The sequence below is a fragment of the Marivita sp. genome, from assembly GCF_017643905.1.
Classification (GTDB): Bacteria; Pseudomonadota; Alphaproteobacteria; order Rhodobacterales; family Rhodobacteraceae; genus Marivita.
The window spans coordinates 1-18,955 of record NZ_JAEPMO010000091.1 but is presented as its reverse complement, the minus strand read 5'-3'; the positions used below and the strand labels follow the sequence as shown (position 1 = coordinate 18,955).

At 61.4% G+C, this 18,955-nt stretch carries 18 protein-coding genes; 7 read left to right on the top strand and 11 right to left on the bottom strand.

Features of this window, described 5'->3' with window-relative positions:
• From JJ869_RS14880 to JJ869_RS14870, 3 genes are all read left to right on the top strand, one after another.
• Positions 1-565: M20/M25/M40 family metallo-hydrolase (locus JJ869_RS14880; protein WP_292268257.1), on the top strand; the 565-nt coding region annotated here is incomplete at its 5' end.
• 63 nt (positions 566-628) lie between these two features.
• The gene (locus tag JJ869_RS14875; RefSeq protein WP_292268255.1) at positions 629-2,104 is read left to right on the top strand and encodes an ABC transporter substrate-binding protein; all 1,476 of its coding nucleotides are present in this window, start codon (positions 629-631) and stop codon (positions 2,102-2,104) included.
• Between the two features lie 203 nt (positions 2,105-2,307).
• Complete coding sequence (locus JJ869_RS14870; protein ID WP_292268253.1) at positions 2,308-3,777, top strand: PLP-dependent aminotransferase family protein; 1,470 nt, start codon at positions 2,308-2,310, stop codon at positions 3,775-3,777.
• Here the strand turns inward: JJ869_RS14870 and JJ869_RS14865 are convergent.
• Complete coding sequence (locus JJ869_RS14865) at positions 3,770-4,810, bottom strand: FAD-dependent oxidoreductase (protein WP_292268251.1); 1,041 nt, start codon at positions 4,808-4,810, stop codon at positions 3,770-3,772. The two genes, JJ869_RS14870 and JJ869_RS14865, sit on opposite strands and share 8 nt — an antisense overlap.
• Before the next feature lie 47 nt (positions 4,811-4,857).
• Here JJ869_RS14865 and mnmD point away from each other — a divergent pair, with 47 nt between their 5' ends.
• Together mnmD and JJ869_RS14855 are read left to right on the top strand one after the other, a co-directional pair.
• Positions 4,858-5,532: a tRNA (5-methylaminomethyl-2-thiouridine)(34)-methyltransferase MnmD gene (mnmD, locus tag JJ869_RS14860; protein ID WP_292268249.1), complete on the top strand. Its 675-nt coding sequence runs from the start codon at positions 4,858-4,860 to the stop codon at positions 5,530-5,532.
• A 1-nt stretch (position 5,533) separates the two neighbouring features.
• Entirely contained in the window at positions 5,534-6,400 is an 867-nt protein-coding gene (locus JJ869_RS14855; RefSeq protein WP_292268248.1) for a DMT family transporter, read from the top strand.
• Here the strand turns inward: JJ869_RS14855 and JJ869_RS14850 are convergent.
• A complete protein-coding gene (locus JJ869_RS14850; RefSeq protein ID WP_292268247.1) occupies positions 6,365-8,329 on the bottom strand; it encodes a lytic transglycosylase domain-containing protein in 1,965 nt (654 codons plus the stop codon). The genes JJ869_RS14855 and JJ869_RS14850 overlap by 36 nt on opposite strands.
• 129 nt (positions 8,330-8,458) lie before the next feature.
• On the opposite strand from JJ869_RS14850, the gene dapA reads away from it, so the two are divergent.
• A complete protein-coding gene (dapA, locus tag JJ869_RS14845; RefSeq protein ID WP_292268246.1) occupies positions 8,459-9,334 on the top strand; it encodes a 4-hydroxy-tetrahydrodipicolinate synthase in 876 nt (291 codons plus the stop codon).
• Positions 9,335-9,446: 112 nt separating this feature from the next.
• Here dapA and JJ869_RS14840 read toward each other — a convergent pair whose 3' ends face one another.
• From JJ869_RS14840 to JJ869_RS14810, 7 genes are all read right to left on the bottom strand, one after another.
• A complete protein-coding gene (locus JJ869_RS14840; RefSeq protein WP_292268244.1) occupies positions 9,447-10,754 on the bottom strand; it encodes a pitrilysin family protein in 1,308 nt (435 codons plus the stop codon).
• A complete protein-coding gene (locus JJ869_RS14835) occupies positions 10,751-12,094 on the bottom strand; it encodes a pitrilysin family protein (RefSeq protein WP_292268242.1) in 1,344 nt (447 codons plus the stop codon). The genes JJ869_RS14840 and JJ869_RS14835 overlap by 4 nt, the downstream gene beginning before the upstream one ends.
• A gap of 103 nt (positions 12,095-12,197) precedes the next feature.
• On the bottom strand, positions 12,198-12,728 hold the full coding sequence (locus JJ869_RS14830; protein WP_292268240.1) for a DUF3035 domain-containing protein: 531 nt from the start codon (positions 12,726-12,728) through the stop codon (positions 12,198-12,200).
• Positions 12,729-12,787: 59 nt separating this feature from the next.
• The gene (gene lspA, locus JJ869_RS14825; protein ID WP_292268238.1) at positions 12,788-13,258 is read right to left on the bottom strand and encodes a signal peptidase II; all 471 of its coding nucleotides are present in this window, start codon (positions 13,256-13,258) and stop codon (positions 12,788-12,790) included.
• A 45-nt stretch (positions 13,259-13,303) separates the two neighbouring features.
• Entirely contained in the window at positions 13,304-14,893 is a 1,590-nt protein-coding gene (gene purH / locus JJ869_RS14820) for a bifunctional phosphoribosylaminoimidazolecarboxamide formyltransferase/IMP cyclohydrolase (protein ID WP_292268236.1), read from the bottom strand.
• Positions 14,894-14,915: 22 nt separating this feature from the next.
• The gene (locus tag JJ869_RS14815) at positions 14,916-16,667 is read right to left on the bottom strand and encodes a heparinase II/III family protein (protein ID WP_292268234.1); all 1,752 of its coding nucleotides are present in this window, start codon (positions 16,665-16,667) and stop codon (positions 14,916-14,918) included.
• 85 nt (positions 16,668-16,752) lie between these two features.
• Positions 16,753-18,033, bottom strand: a complete 1,281-nt coding sequence (locus tag JJ869_RS14810) for a transcription antitermination factor NusB (protein WP_292268232.1) — start codon at positions 18,031-18,033, stop codon at positions 16,753-16,755.
• An 80-nt stretch (positions 18,034-18,113) separates the two neighbouring features.
• On the opposite strand from JJ869_RS14810, the gene JJ869_RS14805 reads away from it, so the two are divergent.
• Positions 18,114-18,296, top strand: a complete 183-nt coding sequence (locus tag JJ869_RS14805) for a DUF1674 domain-containing protein (protein WP_292268230.1) — start codon at positions 18,114-18,116, stop codon at positions 18,294-18,296.
• A gap of 3 nt (positions 18,297-18,299) precedes the next feature.
• On the opposite strand, the gene JJ869_RS14800 is transcribed toward JJ869_RS14805, so the two are convergent.
• Both JJ869_RS14800 and JJ869_RS14795 read right to left on the bottom strand, forming a co-directional pair.
• Positions 18,300-18,662 carry a dihydrodipicolinate reductase gene (locus JJ869_RS14800; RefSeq protein ID WP_292268229.1) on the bottom strand — a complete coding sequence of 121 codons (363 nt, stop codon included), beginning with the start codon at positions 18,660-18,662 and terminating at the stop codon, positions 18,300-18,302.
• Positions 18,663-18,745: 83 nt separating this feature from the next.
• A partial coding sequence (locus JJ869_RS14795; protein WP_292268227.1) for a dihydrodipicolinate reductase C-terminal domain-containing protein occupies positions 18,746-18,955 on the bottom strand: 210 nt, incomplete at its 5' end.

Here is an 18,955-nt window from a genome sequence, read left to right as displayed (position 1 = left end):
CGCCATGGCCGCGCGCTGGACCGAGATGCCCGTCGTCCCCGAAGGCGCACGGCAATCCACGATGAACATCAACTCGATCCATGGCGGGCAGCCCGAACAGGCCAGCGACTACACCGGTCTGCCGGCCCATTGCGTCCCGGACAGCTCCCGCATCGTGATCGACCGCCGGTTTCTGATGGAGGAACCGATCGAGGAGGTGCGGCAAGAGGTCATTGACCTTCTTGAAGACCTCAAGGCGCGCCGCGAAAATTTCGACTACGAGATTCGCGAGATCAATCGCGTGATCCCGTCGATGACCGACAAAACCGCCCCCATCGTCACCACAGTGCATGACGCGATCCGGGATGTTCTGGGGCAAGACCCGACCTATGTGGCGTCACCCGGCAGCTATGATCAGAAACACATCGACCGGATCGGCAAGTTGAAGAACTGCATCGCGTATGGGCCCGGCGTGCTGGAACTGGCGCATAAACCGGATGAATGGGTGGGCATCTCCGATATGCTCGACAGTGGCAAGGTCATGGGCCGCGCACTCGAAACCCTTTTGGTGCCGTCAGGACAGTGAAAGCAGAGACTTGATTGCCGCGTGATTTGACGTGACACTCGCGCCAACAACAGGAGGGACACCATGACCACTCATTTCCTGCGCGGGGCTGCTTTGGCCGCGCTGCTCACAACGCCTGCGCTGGCACAGCAGACCGATCTGACCATCGCTTTGCAGCTTGAACCACCGCATCTCGACCCGACCAGCGCCGCAGCGGGCGCCATCGACTCGGTGCTCTATTCCAACGTGTTCGAAGGGCTCACACGGTTCATGTCGGACGGGTCTGTCGTGGCAGGCCTCGCCGAGAACTGGAACATCAGCGAGGATGGCACCACCTACACGTTCAAACTGCGCGACGGTGTGACCTTCCACGACGGCAGCACCATGGATGCGGAAGACGTGAAGTTCACGCTCGACCGCGCCCGCGCGGAAGACAGCGCCAACGCACAGAAGGCGCTGTTTGCCGGAATTTCCGAGGTCACTGTCATCGACCCGACGACGGTAGAGGTGAAACTCTCGGCACCGGATGGGAATTTCCTGTTCAACATGGCCTGGGGCGACGCCGTGATCGTTGCCCCTGAAAGCATCGACGCCATCAAGCAGACCCCCATCGGCACAGGCCCGTTCAAGTTCGACGCATGGGTGCAGGGGGACCGCATCGAGATCAGCCGCAACGCCGACTACTGGGGCGACGCCCCCGCACTGGACGCGGCGACGTTCAAGTTCATCTCCGATCCGACAGCAGCCTTTGCCGCGATGATGGCGCAGGACATCGACGCCTTTGCGGGCTTCCCCGCCCCGGAAAACCTGCCCCAGTTCGAAGCTGATCCCCGGTTCCAGGTGCTTGTCGGATCGACCGAGGGTGAAACCATCCTCGCGATGAACAACAAACTGCCGCCCTTCGACAACAAGACCGTGCGCGAAGCCGTGGCCCATGCGATCGACCGTCAGGCGATCATCGACGGCGCGATGTTCGGTCTGGGCACGCCCATCGGCACGCATTTCGCACCGCACAATCCCGACTACGTCGACCTGACCGCAAAATCCGCATACGATCCCGAGAAAGCCAAGGCGCTTTTGGCCGAAGCCGGGTTTGCAGATGGCTTCACCACCACACTGAAACTTCCCCCGCCCTCTTACGCACGGCGCGGCGGCGAGATCATTGCGTCGCAACTGCGCGCGGTGGGAATCGAGACCGAGATCACCAACCTCGAATGGGCCCAATGGCTGGAAGAGGTGTTCCGTGGCAAGGATTTCGGCCTGACCATCGTCAGCCACACCGAACCTTTCGACATCGGCATCTATGCGCGTCCGGATTACTATTTCCAGTACGACAACCCGGCGTTTCAGGAGTTGATGATCACACTTGGCGCGACCAGCGACCCCGCCGCGCGATCTGAACTTCTGACACAGGCCCAGACGATGATCGCCGACGATTACGTCAACGGTTACCTGTTTCAGTTGGCCTTCCCGACTGTGGCCGATGCGCGGATCAAGGGGCTTTGGCAGAACGCACCGACACAAGCGACCGATCTGACCAGAGTCAGCTGGTCCGAGTAGGCGCGCAGACCTTGCGGCACGGCTTTCGGCCCATCGGGTCAGCCGTGCCGCATTAACAAAAACGAAATTATGTTGCTTCAGAATCTTCGTACGAAGATTCTGGGGGCACCCCAGAAGATTTTGGGGTTCTCAGGTAAGCACGAGACCCCCGCGCAGCGTAAGACCAGATTGCCAAGGGCATAAGTCCAAACTAGGCTAACCCCATGGCCATCCCCGTCGAGAACTTCTTTCTCAAACCCGACACAAAAGGCACGCTACAGGCCCGCATCCAGCAGATGGTCGCGGAGGGTATCCTGTCGGGCCGGTTTCGCCGTGGGGAAAAGCTCCCCTCCAGTCGCAAACTCGCGCAACATCTCGGTGTCAGCCGTATCACCGTGACACTCGCGTATACCGAACTCTTGGCCAATGACTACCTGTCATCGCGCGGACGCTCCGGCTACTATGTGTCCGACGACGCGCCCGAACCGCCGCAGTTCGAAAACACACCCCGCCGCGAAGACGCCGTTGATTGGTCTCGCGCACTGGGACAGAAATTCATGGGTACCGCGACCCTCGTCAAACCGCAAGACTGGGCGCAATACCGATACCCATTCCTCTATGGCCAAACCGATCCGCAACTGTTCGATCACGCGAACTGGCGGCTTTGCGCCTTGCAGGCGCTTGGAGCCAAGGATTTCGCGGCCTTGACCCGCGATTACTACGATCAGGACGATCCCCAACTGGTCGAATTTATCCTGCGGCATACCCTGCCACGGCGCGGCATCACTGCGAAACCTGACGAAGTTCTGATCACGATGGGCGCCCAAAACGCGCTCTGGATGACGTCGCAGGTGCTGCTCACGCAACGCCGCCATGCGGTGATCGAAAACCCCTGTTACCCGGCGCTGCGGGGCGTGCTGACCCAATGCCGCTGCCATCTGAGTGCTTTGGACGTGGATGAAGACGGGCTTCCGCCCGAACAGATCCCAGAGAACACGGATGTGATTTTCACCACCCCCAGCCATCAATGCCCGACCTCCTACACGATGCCGCTGGCGCGACGGCAGGCGCTTCTCGCCCGCGCACGAACGCTTGACGCGCTAATCGTTGAGGACGACTACGAATTCGAAATGGCCTATCTCAAACCGCCCATGCCGGCCCTGAAAAGCCTCGATGAAGACGGGCGCGTGATCTATGTCGGCAGCTTTTCCAAATCGCTCTTCCCCGGGCTGCGGCTTGGCTACCTTGTCGGCTCGGCCCCGTTCATCCGCGAAGCACGCGCCTTGCGGGCGTCGATCCTGCGCCATCCACCCGGCCTGACCCAGCGCACCACAGCCTATTTCCTGAGCCTTGGGCATTATGACAGCCTGATCCGTCGCACCGGCAAGGCGCTCAATGATCGGCGTGTGATCATGGAACACGCAATTCGCAAATATGGGCTGACGATTGCGGGCAAAGGCACCTATGGCGGGTCCAGCTTCTGGATGCGTGCTCCCGATCATGTTGATTGCGAAGAGCTGGCACAACGCCTCAGCAAGGTCGGCGTCCTGATCGAACCCGGAACCGCCTTCTTTTCCGGAGACGCACCGCCGCGAAATTACTACCGATTGGCCTACAGCTCTATCGCGCAAGCCCGCATTGATCCCGGAGTGGCCGAGATCGCCAAAGCCATCGACGCCATGCCTCTTACATAGAGGCCTGCACGCGAAATCCGTCTGGGATCGCATCACGACCATCCAACACCAGATCGGCCATCACATCCGCCACTTTGGGCGCCATGCCGAACCCGATCTTGAACCCCCCATTGGCGATGAAATGGCCCTCGCGCCCCGGCCAAGCCCCAAGCATCGGCGCGCGCGACCGGGCACGCGGGCGCACCCCGGCCCAACGGTCCACCACTGGCGCGTCCGCCAGAACAGGCATCGCCGCAATGGCACGGGCGATCAGGTCGTCACATTGTGCGTCCAATCCGTCGGGCGTGTCGAACTCCCGTTCGCTGGTCGAACCGATGGCGACAGTCCCATTTGCGTGCGGAATGATATGCAAACCATCGACAAACACCTGCGGCACCGGACCGGCATCATAGGCCAAGGCGGCGGACTGCCCCTTTATGCCTGCGCCGGCCGGTTTGCCCAAGGCATCGGACAACTCGAGCAAGCCAAGCCATCCGGCGGCCCAGATGACCGCACCCCGATCCCGCGCGTCAGAGACCACCTCCACGCCCTTGGCGCGCAACGCGGCAACCAACGCGGCACAAGCCTGTCGCGGGTGCATCCGTCCGGTCAGGGTATCCCGGATCAGGAAACCCGAAGGCGAGAGCGGTGCAAACGCGCCCGCCTCATCAGCCGGGATCACCTCCCAGACGGCACGCCCCTGCCAGAGATCCCGCGCCCCTTCGGTACGGGCCCGCGCCAAGTCCAATCCATGATCGTCAGCAATCGGTTGCAACCGACCGGTGCGGCCATAGCCCGGATCGACGCCACCCGCCGCCTGTACATCAGCCCAGAAGGCCTCTGCCATCAGCAAACTGTCGAGCTGAAATGCCTTCTTGTCGTTCCAGTTCTCCGGCACATGCGGCGCCAAGGCACCGACCAGGCCCCCGCTCGATCCCGAGCCTGCACCATACGGATCGACCACCTGCACACGCGCGCCCCGTTGCGTCAAAACCCACGCGATGCTCAGGCCGAAAATCCCCGCCCCGCGCACTGTGATTTCGGGCATTGCCATTCCGGATACTCCTCGCCAAGGTCGCGCTGTCACTAAGGTATGTCATCATGGAACTCCAGACGGAACCGCTCGACTGGCGCGATGGGGATGTCCCTGTCTCTCGCCGGTTCGACGATCCCTATTTTTCGCTCGACAACGGACTGGCAGAAACGCGCTTCGTGTTTCTGGAGGGCAACGACCTGCCTTCGCGGTTCAGGGATGGGTTCCATATTGCCGAACTGGGCTTCGGGACCGGGCTGAACCTGCTGGCCACGCTCGACCTCTGGCGGTCCAGCGGTCAGGACGGCACGCTGCACTATACCAGTTTCGAAGCATTCCCGATGCAGCCCCAAGACATGATCCGCGCGCAACAGGCGTTTCCGGACCTCGCCCCGATTGCAGAAGACCTAGCCCCGTACTGGGCAACCAACACACGCGAGATTTCCCTGCCCGACCTGCACTTCACCCTTGTCGAAGGCGACGCGCGTGAGACCGTAAAAACCATGTCCAAACCCGCCGACGCCTGGTTCCTTGACGGCTTTGCCCCAGCCAAGAACCCGGAACTCTGGGAACCCGACCTCCTGACCTGCGTCGCCGAAAAAACCGTCCCCAATGGCACCGCCGCCACCTACACCGCTGCCGGTCACGTCCGGCGCGCGCTGGATGCGGCGGGGCTGATCACAACCCGCATCCCCGGCTTTGGCCGCAAACGCCACATGACCATCGCCCGGAAAGCCGCCTGACATGACCGATACCAATAACCGTCTGGGCATCTGGCTGATGGTGGCGACCACCTTCGTTTTCGCCATGCAGGACGGTCTGTCCCAGCATCTGGCCAGCGAATACAACGTGCTGATGGTGGTTATGATCCGCTACTGGTTCTTCGCTGCCTACGTGATGTTTGTCGCCAGTCGCCGTGCCGGAGGGTTGCGCGCCGCCACCGCAACGTCCCAACCTTGGCTGCAAGGCTTCCGCGCCCTTCTGCTGGCAGCCGAGATCTGCGTGATGGTGCTGGGCTTCACCTATCTGGGCCTCGTCGAAAGCCACGCAATCTTTGCATGCTATCCGCTGCTCGTCGCGGCGCTCTCCGGTCCGATCCTTGGCGAACAGGTGGGGTGGCGGCGATGGACAGCGATTGGCGTTGGGTTCATCGGCATCCTGATCATCCTGCAACCTGGCTTTGGCGTCTTCTCGCCGCTCGCCATCATCCCGGCCCTCTCTGCCCTGATGTTCGCGCTCTACGGACTGCTCACCCGCTACGCCGCCCGCAAGGACAGCGCCGCCACGAGCTTTTTCTGGACCGGCACGGTGGGGGCCGTGTTCATGACCCTGATCGGCATCTGGTTCTGGGAACCCATGGTGCCGATCGACTGGGCGATGATGGCACTGCTCTGCATCACTGGTGCAACCGGGCATTACCTTCTGATCAAATGCTATGACGTGGCCGAGGCCAGCGCGGTGCAGCCCTTTGCCTACCTGCAACTGCCCTTCGCGGCGAGCCTTGGCATCATGGTGTTTGGAGAGGCGATCCGCCCCAACGTCGTGTTCGGCGTAAGCCTGATCGTTGGCGCGGGTCTATTCACCCTGTGGCGTCAGCGGCAAAAGGGTTGACCCCTTCAACTCTTCCGAAAACGGCACCGGATGTGGATCACGTCCCAACCGTGCGCGGTAGATCGGAAGGCTTTCGGTGACGCGCATCACGTAATTCCGGGTTTCGGTAAAGGGGATGTGCTCGATCCAGTCGATGATATCCATCTCGCCGCGCCTTGGGTCGCCGCGCTCCTCCATCCAACGCTCTGGGCGACTTGGTCCCGCGTTGTAGCCTGCCGCCATCATCACCGCGTTCCCAGAGAATTGCTGCGCAAGCCTTTCCAGATAAGCCGACCCAAGCACGGCATTGTAATTCGGATCAGACAACAACCGGCTTTCCGAATACTCCAGACCAAGCCAACCCGAGACTTCCTCGGCGGTGCGCGGCATCACCTGCATCAACCCGCGTGCCCCCACGGGAGAAATCACACCCGGATCGAATTCGGATTCACGCCGCGCAATTGCCAAAACAATCTCGGTCGGGACGGGAAGCTTGGCCTCTGCCAGCGGATGAAGAGCATAGTACGGCCCGTGCACCTCATGCCCGAATTGCGCGGCCCGCTTGCCCAGCATCACCTGCAGATGCGGCAGACCCAAATCCTCAAGCATTTGCCCCATCTGTCCAATCTGCGTGCGGTCGAGCGACTCGGCCAGATGGGTCAGGAACCGTTCCGCCAGAACCTTTTCTTCTGCATCCAAGAGCAGGATGGCGGCGGTAAACACCGACGACTGCGTGAACGGCGCATCCCTCCAATCGGGGAACAGCTCTGTTCCAGCCAAGAGCGGATCGGGCGGCAGCCCACCAGCCTCGGCTGCAAGAAGACCGTAGAACGACGTCTGGTACTGCGCCCCAAACGCATAGGCTTTTGCCGCCCCTGCCGCATCACCGGCCTCCGACAGTGCGCGGCCCAACCAATATCCGGCCCGGCCCAGGGATATGGGAGATTCAACGCCACCGCGCAACGCCCGGAAATGCTCTGCCGCGCGTTCGGGCTGATCGAGAAACCGCAACGACAGATATCCCGACAGCCATTCCAGATCGGCAAAAGATGACCCTTCGTCGAGATGATGGTTCGCCGCCACGTCATAGGCGCGCTTGTACTGCTTGTCCCACATCAGGCGCCGCACCAGATCGTCACGTTGGCGCCCCCAAATGTCAGGACGCCCCAACGCTTCACGCGAGGTAGACCGCGCCTGCAAAAGCTCCACCGCATCATCGGTCCGGCCCTTGCGCATGCGCCACGCGAACCGCTCATAGGCAAGCCCTGCATCCGCGCTCAACGCGGCCGGGATCGCTTCGATCAGCGTATCAACCCCGGCTGCATCCGCCCGCAATGCCATCCGAGCCTCGGCCAAAGCGCGCCAATCCTCGCCCACCAAGGGCAACATGGCACGAGCATTCGAGGCACTGCCCTGCCACAGCATCGCATCCAGTCGCGCCATGTGGTGGGGTTTCAGAAAATCACCATAACTGGCAACAAACGCTTCCTGCTCATCAGCGGTCAGGGTCAGCGTGGTCCAAGCGCGCAGGATCACCGCCTCTGCTGCCGGGCGATCATCTGCCGTCAACAAAGCCCGCGCCAGCGACAGGGCCCCCGCCCCTGTCTCGGGAACGTGATCGGCATAGAAGGCGCGGATCGCCTCTGCCGGGGCCGAGGTCATGGCGCTTTCGCTTTTTTCCTTCAGAAAGGGCAGACCCGGCCAGTCTTGATTGCGCGACAGGAAATCCTGCACCTCGCGCAGTGACCCGAGTCCGGCGCGCAGATAATGCCACAGAATCACGTCGAGCGCCGCCTGTCCGTCGCCCCGCGCTTCGATCTGGGCCGCTGCCCAATTGCCTTCACGCATGAGGTCCATGGCCCGTTCCAGCGGACGGGCATTGCCCTGCGCGAGAACACCAAGGGGCATGGACAGCAGAAGCACCGTCAGGATCGCGATACGCCGAAACATGGCTTGCATTTTCTCCGATGAAACAGGATAGACGGCTCGCTAGAGGATAACCCGCAGCCCGCGCCCTGCAACTCACATTCGCGGGACGGGCGCAACGGCATACCAGCCACACACGAAAAGGAGCGTGACATGTTCAAAGGGTCGATGCCTGCACTGGTCACACCGTTCAAGAACGGTGCAGTGGATTTTGACACGCTCAAACAGCTTGTGGACTGGCATGTCGATCAGGGCAGCCACGGGCTTGTTCCCGTCGGCACCACCGGCGAAAGCCCGACCCTGACCCATGAAGAGCACGAAGAGGTCGTGTCCTTCGTTGTTCAGGCCGCCGCAGGGCGCATTCCGGTCATCGCCGGCGCCGGGTCGAACAACACCGACGAAGCGATCCGCTTCCTGCAGCACGCCGAAAAGGCGGGCGCGCAGGCGGGCCTTGTCGTCACGCCCTATTATAACAAACCGACGCAAGACGGACTGATCCGGCATTTCACCATGCTGCATGATGCCTGCACCTTGCCGATCATCATCTACAACATCCCCGGTCGGTCCGCTGTGGACATGTCGCCTAAGACGATGGGCGAACTGGCCAAGCTGCCGCGCATCATCGGGGTCAAGGACGCCACCGGCGATCTGGGCCGCGTCTGTGCGCAGCGCCTCACCTGCGGCAAGGACTTTGTCCAGCTGTCGGGCGAAGATGCAACCGCGCATGGCTTCAACGCGCAGGGTGGTGTCGGCATGATCTCTGTCACCGCCAATGTGGCTCCGGCTTTGTGTTCGCAGATGCAAGAAGCGACCATGGCAGGCGACTATGTCACCGCATTGGAGATTCAGGACCGGCTGATGCCGCTGCATCACAGCATCTTCGTCGAACCCGGTCTGTGCGGCGCGAAATACGCCATGAGCCGTCTGGGCCTCTGTGACGAAGAAATGCGCCCGCCGCTGTTCCCGGTGTCCCAGCCGACACGCGATTTGATCGACAACGGCCTGCGTCATGCCGGGCTGCTGAACTGAGCGCGACAAACTCTTCAAAGAGTTTGGCCAAATCCTTCCAAGGATTTGCCCGCCCTAAACCAGAAAGGCCGCGCTTCCTCAGCGCGGCCTTTCTTTTACCATCCGGTAAAAATCAGGAATCCAGCCCCTCGGGCTTGCCCACAACCACGAAATGCAATGCCTCAGGCTTGAGGATACGCGCCGCAACCCGCTTGATGTCGTCCAGCGTGATCGCCTCGATCTGCGCGTTCCGGGTGTTCACATATTCTGCCGGCAGATCGTCCATCTGCATCCCGACAAGGATGTTCGCAATCGGACCGTTGCCATCGAACCGCAGCGGGTAGGCCCCGGTCAGATAGGTCTTCGCGGTGGACAGTTCCTCTTCTGTGACACCGTTCTCGGCCATCTTGGTCCATTCGTCGCGGATCACGTCGATGGCTTCCGCGATGCGGTCATTGGCGCTGGAAACCCGGCCGAGATAGAGCGCGGCATGGTCCTTGGGTACGAGATAGCTGTAGACGCCATAGGTCAGGCCGCGCTTCTCGCGCACCTCTTCCATCAAACGCGCCTCGAACCCGCCACCGCCCAGAATTTCGTTCAGCACGTAAGCGGCAAAGAAATCCGGATCGTCCCGCGCAATGCCTTCATGCCCGAAGACCGCAACGGATTGCGGCACGTCAAATGGGACAACGGTCACACCTGCCTGAGTCGACACCGCGACATCGGGAGCCTGCGGTGTGCCGGTTTCAGGCAGATCGCCCAACAGCTTATCCAGAATTTCGGCAAGCGCCTCGGGCGAAATATCTCCGGCAGCACCGACATAGATCCGGTCACGGGCCAAAGCCCCTTTATGCGCGGCAATCAGGTCATCCCGGGTCAACGCAGCGACGCTTTCTTCGGTGCCTTCAATGGCGGACCCGTAGGGATGATCTCCGAAGACCATGCTGTCGAACGCCTGACCGACCAGATTGTCGGGATCTTGCGCATCCGACCGGATGACCGACACCAACTGCCCTTTGACCCGGTCAATCGCATCCTGATCGAAACGAGGCTGCGTGATCGCATCGTGCAACAAGGCCAGCGCCTCATCCTGGTTTTCAGTCAGGAACCGGGCCGAGATCGACACCGCGTCATCGCCGACGTCGAATTCGAAACTCGCGGCCAGCGATTCTGCCCGTTCTGAAAACGCACGCGAGTCCAGATCGCCAGCGCCTTCGTTCAGAAGTCCGACCATCAGGTTCGTCGCACCGCGCTTACCCGGTAGATCAAGCGAAGCCCCACCTTTGAACCGCAGCTCGAGTGCGACAAACGGGATCGACTCTTCCTGCACCAGCCACGCGTTGATACCGCCCGGGCTGGTGACCTCGGAAATGTCGATCTCCGCCCGGAGTGGGGCGGCGGCCAACAGCATGAATGCGATCAGGGAACCAAAGGCCTTCATTGCGTCACCTCCTGCGCCGTGCGGAGGAACCCGGTCACGGCATTGTCACGGTCAAACACTTCCTGTGCGGCGGCTATGATTTCCTCGGGCGTGATGGATTGCAGGATGCGCGGCCATTCGTGCACATCCTCGATGGTCAGACCCGAGGTGAGTGCCGCGCCATATCGGTTGGCCAGCGAATTGGAACTGTCCAACTCGTAGACCTGCTGCGCCCGCAACTGGAATTTGATGCGGTCGAGCTGAACGGGATCGACACCGGTTTCCATGAACTCCGCGATCACGCGGTCCATATCCGCTTCGGCCTCTTCCAGTGTCACGCCCTGCGCGGGAACGTTCACCACGCCAAAGGTCGTGTCGTCCAGCGACAGGCCGCTGTAAAAGGCGCCAGCATAGACCGCACGCTTTTCCTCGAACTGCAATTTCTGCGGCAGGACTGCGGTTTGCGACCCGCCCAGCACTTCCGACAGCAAGGTCAACGCGGCTGCTTTGCGCTGGTCTCCGGAATCCCGTTCGGGCGCCAGATAGGTGCGCATCACATAGGGCTGCGCTACGCGCGGATCGCTGAAGGTAATCCGTCGCTCGGCCATCTGCGGTGGCTCAGATGGACGCACCCGTTCGGGCAGCGCCTCATTGCGCGGGATCGGGCCGTAATGCTCCTGTGCCAAAGCCAGAACATCGTCGGGCAGAACATCCCCCGCCACGACCAGAACAGCATTGTTCGGCGAATAGAACTGGCGGTAATAGGCCAGCGCATCATCCAGATCGAGATTCACCATCTCGTGCCGCCAGCCGATGATCGGCGTGCCGTAGGGGTGATTGAGATATTGCGCGGCCATACGTTGTTCCCGGAACAGCGATCTGGGGTCGTTCTCCACCCGTTGATTGCGCTCTTCGATGATCACGTCGCGTTCGGTAAGGATGTCTTCGCGGTCAAGCTGGATGTTCTTCATCCGGTCCGCTTCCATTTCCATCATCAGGCCAAGGCGGTCTGCCGCGACACGCTGGAAATAGGCCGTGTAATCAAAGCTAGTAAAGGCGTTATCGGTGCCGCCATTCGCCTTTACGATTTCGCTGAATTCGCCGGGGGCCAGTTTTTCGGTCCCTTTGAACAGCAAATGTTCCAGGAAATGCGCAACCCCCGAAACGCCGGGCTGTTCATCCGCCGATCCGGCACGATACCAGACCATGTGAACCACGGCGGGCGCACGGTGGTCTTCGATCACCACGACATCCATCCCATTCTCAAGCAGGAATGTTGTGACCTGATCCTCGATTGTTTGCGCAAGCAAAGGCGCAGTAGCGAAAACGAGAGCCCCGGTCAGGGCCATCAGGCGACGCATCGGCAATACTCCTCCATTTTGAAGTAAGGTACGATGCGTACGACCAACTTCAAGCGCTCCAACAGTTTCGTGAGCAGGTTGCGATGGCGCTAAAGCCGCCGTGTCAGCGTTCCGGCGGAGCAGACGGGGTCAGCACACCGGCCCGACGCGCTGCCTCGAGCGCAGAATAAGGGTCAAGCGACTGCCCCCGGTAGACCCGGTTGTAGGTGTCCTCGGGTATCAGACGCCAGTTGAAAAAGGACCGGCGTTCCCGGAAGGCCTGATCTTCCGCGGCAAGCTGTTCGCGGATGTCGTCTGCCCGACCGAAGCGCGACGCGCGTGCGACGATCGCCTGATCCCCGGCACCGATGCCCGGCTGCACATCCAGCCGCGATGGCGCACCGCCCAGAACAGAGACCGCGTCTTTCAGCGGCGTCTGATCGGTCCGGTTTGTGCCACCCGGAGTCGGTATCGGCAGTTCGGTCAGGCTTACCGGCGCTTCCAAGGGCTTTGGCGGAACAATCGAGAATTCCTCGGGCGTGCCTCCGGGATTGCGCAATTGGCGCAGGTTTGTTTCCCGGTCCGCCGTGTCCTGACGTGATCCGCAGGCGGTCAGCGCCACCAGTGCCAGTATGATCCATGCGCGTGGCATCATGGTGTCTGCCCGCCTCCGTAATCGCCTCAAACCTGCTTTAGCGCATCAAGCCGCACTCGTCACGAGGCGTTTTTCCCGCCCGAGAACAGTGCGAGCCCAATCGCCCCGATAAACACCGAAATGTCAGCGACATTAAAGGCATAAGGATTGGTGAAACCGCAACAGGACATGTTCAGAAAATCTGCGACCGCCCCATAAAGCAGCCGATCCACCACATTGCCCAGCGCGCCACCGATCAGCAACCCCGCAAAAATCAGGCCCGTGCGCCCCGGCGGATCGCGACGCATCCAAACCAGCACGAACAGGACAATCCCCAATGCGACCGAGATGAGCACCCAACGGGTCCAGTCCGCCTGTCCCGACAACAGGCCGCAATTGATGCCCGTATTCCACGCCATTCGAAAATTCAGATAGGGCGGAAACACGTCGATGGCGCCGACGCGGGCCAGATCCATCACGTGGACCACCAACCATTTGGTCAGTTGATCCAGAAGAAAGATCGCCGCCGCGACGATGGCCACCAGACGCATGTTGTCTCCTTTGCCCTGCTCCGGAATTTTACCGGACGGTCAAATTCAGTGCCGGAAGTGGCGCATCCCTGTCAGCACCATTGCCAGACCGGCCTCATCCGCCGCCTTGATCACTTCATCGTCGCGCATCGACCCGCCCGGCTGAATGACGCAGGACGCGCCGGCGGCGGCCGCTTCAAGCAAACCATCGGCGAATGGGAAGAACGCATCAGAGGCCACTGCGCTGCCCTTGGTCAACGGTTCAGGAAGGCCCAGCGCCTCGGCCATGCGCTCGGCCTTCTTGGCGGCGATCAACGCACTGTCCAGACGGCTCATCTGGCCTGCACCAACCCCCACAGTCGCGCCGTCCTTGACGTAGACGATCGCGTTGGACTTGACGTGCTTTGCTACGGTCCAGGCAAAGAGCAGGTCGCGCATCTGGTCGTCGGTCGGCGCAATCTTGGTCACGACCTTGAGGTCGTCCATATTGATCCGCCCGTTGTCGCGGTTCTGCACCAGAATACCGCCCGACACCTGTTTCCAAGCAGTGCCCGGCTCGGCCGTGTTGGCCAGACCCGGTGTCGTCAACAGGCGCAGGTTTTTCTTCTTGGCGAACACATCTTTGGCATCCTGATGCGCGCCAGGCGCGATGACCACCTCGGTAAAAATCTCGGCAATCGCCTCGGCGGTTTCACCATCAAGGGTGGAGTTCAGCGCCACGATCCCGCCAAAGGCAGAGGTCCGGTCGCAGTCAAACGCCTTTTGATACGCCTCTTTCAGCGTCCGGCCTGTTGCCACGCCACAGGGGTTGGCGTGTTTGATGATCGCACAGGCAAACCCGTCACGCGGCAGGAATTCCGAAACCAGTTCGAAGGCCGCATCGGTGTCGTTAATGTTGTTGTAGCTCAGCTCCTTGCCCTGCAGCTGAGTCGCCGTGGCAACCCCCGGACGGGCCGAGCCATCATGATAGAACGACGCGCCCTGATGCGGGTTCTCGCCATAGCGCAGTGGCTGGGCCAGCGTTCCGGCAAACACACGGCGGCGCGGGGTTTCTTCTCCAATCGCTCCGGCCATCCATGTGCTGACGGCGGCATCATAGGCCCCGGTGCGCGCGTAGGCGATCTGCGCATGACGCTGGCGGAAGGCCAGCGTGGTCTGGCCGTCATTCGCGTCAAGCTCGGCCAGCAATGCGTCATAATCCTCAACATCCACAATCGTCGTCACAAACGCATGGTTCTTGGCCGCAGCGCGGATCATCGCGGGGCCGCCGATGTCGATGTTTTCGATGCAGGTGTCATAGTCGGCACCCTTGGCGACAGTTTCTTCGAACGGGTAGAGGTTCACCACCAACAGGTCGATTGGGCCGATACCATGCTCTGTCATGGCCGCGACGTGATCGTCATTGTCGCGCAGCGCCAGCAATCCGCCATGCACCATCGGGTGCAGCGTCTTGACACGACCATCCATCATTTCGGGAAAGCCCGTCACCTCGGCCACGTCCTTGACCGGCACACCCGCGTCGCGCAGCGTCTTGGCAGACCCACCCGTCGACAGCAGTTCCACACCCCGGGCATCCAACGCCTTGGCAAGGTCAACAAGTCCGGTCTTGTCCGAAACGGACAAAAGCGCACGGCGAAGGGGGGCGAGATTGGTCATGACAGCGATAAGTCCCAGTAGTTCAGTTCAGCAGCTCTGTCGCATCGTCCTGAACAAGGTCCCGGACCGCGATTGCGGTCTCCTGAGCCTTCGCCAGCGACCAGCGAACGCGGGTCGCATACTCCATTGCGCGGGCAGATAAAACGATCTGTTTGGTCGCGCGGGGCCGCAATCGGCCTTTTTCCAGATAAACGGAAGGTTCCAGCGCAAGATCACAGCGCCCTTCAAAGCGGAACACCCAGATCTCACCACTGCGCAACGCCATGCTGACAGCAGTTCCATTCATGTCGATGGCGGTGTCGACCTCGGGATGGAGATGGAAACGGATGTCGAAGGGAATGCCCGCAAGTCGGCTGTCTTCGAGCTTTTGATCGAACCGCGCCTTTGCCGGGGTATCGAGGGCGATCAACAGATCTTCCCCCACCACGCCGCGGCCATCAAAAGTCAGTTCCAAAATACGGGCATGAGTCAGCCCGTGCGTCTTGAGATAGCCATCATGCCCGCCTTCGAACCGCGCGCCATCCGTGGCGCGGGACAGTTCGACCGGCACACCTTTGGGGATGTCGTCCAACAGCTCCCGCTCAATGGACCCGATCCGTGACGTGCTGCCCAACCGAGAGCTTGAGAATCCATCAAGGCACAGCGTCGAATGTGACGGTGTTGCGCGCCCCGCCCTGCGCCAGTCTTCGCCAAAGGTCGATCCGGACCCGCAATTGACAATCAACGGACGCCGCCCAGAGGTCAGCTCGAACGCGAGGGTCGAGGCGTGGGCGTTGAAACTGGCCTGCCCGCTTGGTGGGGCCGCCGCATCGATCACCATCGTCGTGCGCCCGCCGGACAGACGTGCATAGCCCATTGCCAACCCCTTGGCCGCCTGCGCCTTGGTTCCGGCAGCCGCCAATGCGGTGTCCAACCGTCCTTCTACACCACGCCCACCGCCATGAAAACGCGCCAGCCCGCCATCGGCATGGCGCAATGCGCGCAGGGTCGGCACGATCCGGGTGATCGCCTGGATATGCGCCATTTCGGGCGACCGCGCGGTGTCCTCAAGCGCATCCCGCGCCCAGATCAAGAGCGTACAGACCTCCAGCAATTCTTCTGGATTGCGGGTCGGAATGCCACCTGCCTCGTTGATCTGACGCGCACATTCCTGACCCAGTGCCTTGATCGCGGGATCTGCCTGCGCCTCCATCCCTTGCAAGGACAACCCGGCCGAGATCAACCCAGTCAGCGCTTCGAACCGGGGGAGCCCGGGCGCAGAGCTGTGCCAGCGACGGTTGAGAAAGATTGTCTGCTGCGCAATCGACCGGAAGAACGCCCGCGATTGTTCCGGTGTGCACCCACCCAGTACAAAGATCGCATGATGCAGCCACCTGATGACCCGCCGTCCTGCCAGTTCGGGCGTCCAGCCGGGGCCGGACCCGTTCCCGTATCGGGCAATCCATTCGAACAGCCAGTTTTGCGCGGTCTTTCGGGTTGCCGCGTCTCCGACGCTGGCCATGTCGTCGAGCCAGACGAACCCATGGATTTCTTCGAGAAACACATCGTCCGGAGGCGTGATGTCCCACAGGATCGCACCCGGCGCTTCGACAAGATGTCCCGCGAAAAGCAGATTTCCTGCCGTGAGCTGCCGACCGCGCGCATAAGACCCGACGGTTCGGGGTTCAGGCTGAGCGACAAAGGCGGTTGCGGGCTTGGCACGCGTGGACAGTCGTGCGTGAACACGGTTCAAAATCCGGGCCTGCGCCCGTTTTGCAGCGTCCAGTCGGAACATCAGCTCTGCCTCTGTCTTGCGTTTACGCAAGCGTTCTTATGCTGACACCATAGCCTCGCGAGTGAATCGAGTCACGGTGCAAATGTCATGCAGGCGCCGCTTCGCCTTTGCGCTGCAAAATCGCCATGTAAAATCCATCCATACCGCCAAGCTCGGGCCAGTAGTCCGGCCGCAGGCGCACACCACCCTCTGGGCTGATCCAATTCGGGTCCAGACCGGGGGCGCTGGGGGTCTTGATTTCGACCTCGTCACTCTGGGCCAAAAGCCATTTGATCTGATCTTCGCCCTCTTCGCGCAACAGGCTGCAGGTGCAATAGACAAGGGTTCCCTGCGGTGCGATCTGCCCAATCGCACGGGTCAGCAACGCGCGCTGCAGCTTGACCAGATCGTCAATCCCGGTCTGCGTTTTGACATAGGGCAGGTCGGGGTGCCGACGGATGGTGCCTGTCGCCGAGCAAGGCGCGTCCAGCAAGATCACATCGAACAGACCATCTTCATATGTCAGCGCATCAGCGACCACGGTCTTTGCGGTCAGCTGGGTCCGCGTCAGGTTTTCGGTCAGCCGCACCATACGGGCCTCAGAAATATCCAGCGCGGTCACATCCGCACCTTTCGCGGCAAGCTGCATCGTCTTTCCGCCGGGAGCGGCGCAAATGTCGAGCACGCGTTTGCCGGATACATCCCCCAGCAGGTGAACGGGCATGGCCGCCGCGGCATCCTGCACCCACCACTCTCCGGACTCGAACCCCGGAAGCGCCGAAACCTGCCCCCGAGCGGTCAACCGAACGGAACCCGTCGGAAGAACCATACCGCCCAGCTTTTCCGCCCAGCCTGCCGCGTTCTCTTTGACCGATAGATCAACCGGCGGCGGCACGGCATGGGCGCGCTCGATCTCTGCAACCACAGATTTGCTCCATGCCTTGGCCAGCTTGGGGCGCAGCCATTTCGGCAGCATCGTGTCGGGCACCGCGTCCCACGCAGCCACCTCCATTGCGGTGATTTTGCGCAGAACCGCGTTGACCAGCCCCTTCATGGGTGCGGTTTTCTTGGTGCGACCCGCAAGTTTGACAGCCTCGTTCACCACACCATGCGCAGCACCCCCGGTCATGAACTCGACCGTTGCCATGCGCAGCAGGTTCATCACACGCAAGGGCGGCTGTCGGTTCAGGTGCGGTGTCAGAAGATGATCGGCGCGCCCGAGGTATCGCAGCGTTTCCGAGATCAGCCGCTGAGCCGTCGCGCGTTCAGGCGGCGTCAGGTCCTGCCAGACGGGATCGCTGATGACATCTGACAACATGCGCCCTTCCCCGATGATCTGGCTCAGACCATCCAGCGCGACGAGCCGGGGTGATGTGGGTGCGGGCAAGGGCCACTCCTGCAAACGGGCCCGGGTTGTCCCGGACCGGGAGGCGCGTATATCAATCACGAACAATATGGAAGACCGCGATGAGTTCCGACACACCCAAAGACCTGCCCCCCGCCGCCCAGCGTGCCTTGGCCGAAGCCGAAGAACGCCGGAGAAAAGCGGACGCGGAAAAAGCTCTTCCGAAAGAATTGGGAGGCCGCGACGGCCCTGAGCCAGTGCGCTATGGCGATTGGGAAAAGGGCGGTCTCGCGATCGACTTCTGAGCGTCAGCGCAGACGGAAATCCGCTGCCTGACCCGCGCCTTGGTCTGCAATGAACCGCATCTCGGACCCGTTGGCGAGAACCGCCTGGCAGTTATAGCCAAGGTCATCCCCGCCCCAGTTCAGGTCACGGCAGAAAAAGCCGTTCTTCCAATCCCATGATCCGGTCACGTCCCAAGTCGCGCCGCGACCCGAGACCTTGCCATCCGATGTCACGTTCAGACGCACCAAAGGCCGCGACAGGGTTTTGCCCTCGACCAATCGAACGAATTCAGACTTGTCCTCAATGCGCTTCAGTTCGGCTGCAGCGGCCTGCGGCAACAGAAAAGCTGCAGCGACGGCAACAGCCGCGACGATACGATTCGACATGACATCCTCCGGGCAGCATTACTGTCAGAACATACGTGGAGAATGCAGGATTGGATCAGTTGGGTTCCGTCACACTGGCGTGATCACGCCTCGTCGGACAAGCCCAGGACATCCAGCATGTCGTATTCGCCGGGTGCCTTGTCCTGCCCCCAAAGCGCCGCCTTCAAAGCCCCCCGCGCAAACAGCGCACGGTCGCTGGCAACGTGGCGCAGGATGATCCTTTCGCCTGCGGCGGCAAAAAGTACGTCATGTTCGCCAACGATGTCGCCACCCCGAATGGCGCTGAAGCCGAT

Bases quoted from the DNA above. Each gene is read 5' to 3' on its own strand.
- JJ869_RS14875 (WP_292268255.1), top strand. From the start codon at position 629: ATGACCACTCATTTCCTGCGCGGGGCTGCTTTGGCCGCGCTGCTCACA.
- JJ869_RS14870 (WP_292268253.1), top strand. From the start codon at position 2,308: ATGGCCATCCCCGTCGAGAACTTCTTTCTCAAACCCGACACAAAAGGC.
- JJ869_RS14865 (WP_292268251.1), bottom strand. From the start codon at position 4,810: ATGGCAATGCCCGAAATCACAGTGCGCGGGGCGGGGATTTTCGGCCTG.
- mnmD (WP_292268249.1), top strand. From the start codon at position 4,858: ATGGAACTCCAGACGGAACCGCTCGACTGGCGCGATGGGGATGTCCCT.
- JJ869_RS14855 (WP_292268248.1), top strand. From the start codon at position 5,534: ATGACCGATACCAATAACCGTCTGGGCATCTGGCTGATGGTGGCGACC.
- JJ869_RS14850 (WP_292268247.1), bottom strand. From the start codon at position 8,329: ATGTTTCGGCGTATCGCGATCCTGACGGTGCTTCTGCTGTCCATGCCC.
- dapA (WP_292268246.1), top strand. From the start codon at position 8,459: ATGTTCAAAGGGTCGATGCCTGCACTGGTCACACCGTTCAAGAACGGT.
- JJ869_RS14840 (WP_292268244.1), bottom strand. From the start codon at position 10,754: ATGAAGGCCTTTGGTTCCCTGATCGCATTCATGCTGTTGGCCGCCGCC.
- JJ869_RS14835 (WP_292268242.1), bottom strand. From the start codon at position 12,094: ATGCGTCGCCTGATGGCCCTGACCGGGGCTCTCGTTTTCGCTACTGCG.
- JJ869_RS14830 (WP_292268240.1), bottom strand. From the start codon at position 12,728: ATGATGCCACGCGCATGGATCATACTGGCACTGGTGGCGCTGACCGCC.
- lspA (WP_292268238.1), bottom strand. From the start codon at position 13,258: ATGCGTCTGGTGGCCATCGTCGCGGCGGCGATCTTTCTTCTGGATCAA.
- purH (WP_292268236.1), bottom strand. From the start codon at position 14,893: ATGACCAATCTCGCCCCCCTTCGCCGTGCGCTTTTGTCCGTTTCGGAC.
- JJ869_RS14815 (WP_292268234.1), bottom strand. From the start codon at position 16,667: ATGTTCCGACTGGACGCTGCAAAACGGGCGCAGGCCCGGATTTTGAAC.
- JJ869_RS14805 (WP_292268230.1), top strand. From the start codon at position 18,114: ATGAGTTCCGACACACCCAAAGACCTGCCCCCCGCCGCCCAGCGTGCC.
- JJ869_RS14800 (WP_292268229.1), bottom strand. From the start codon at position 18,662: ATGTCGAATCGTATCGTCGCGGCTGTTGCCGTCGCTGCAGCTTTTCTG.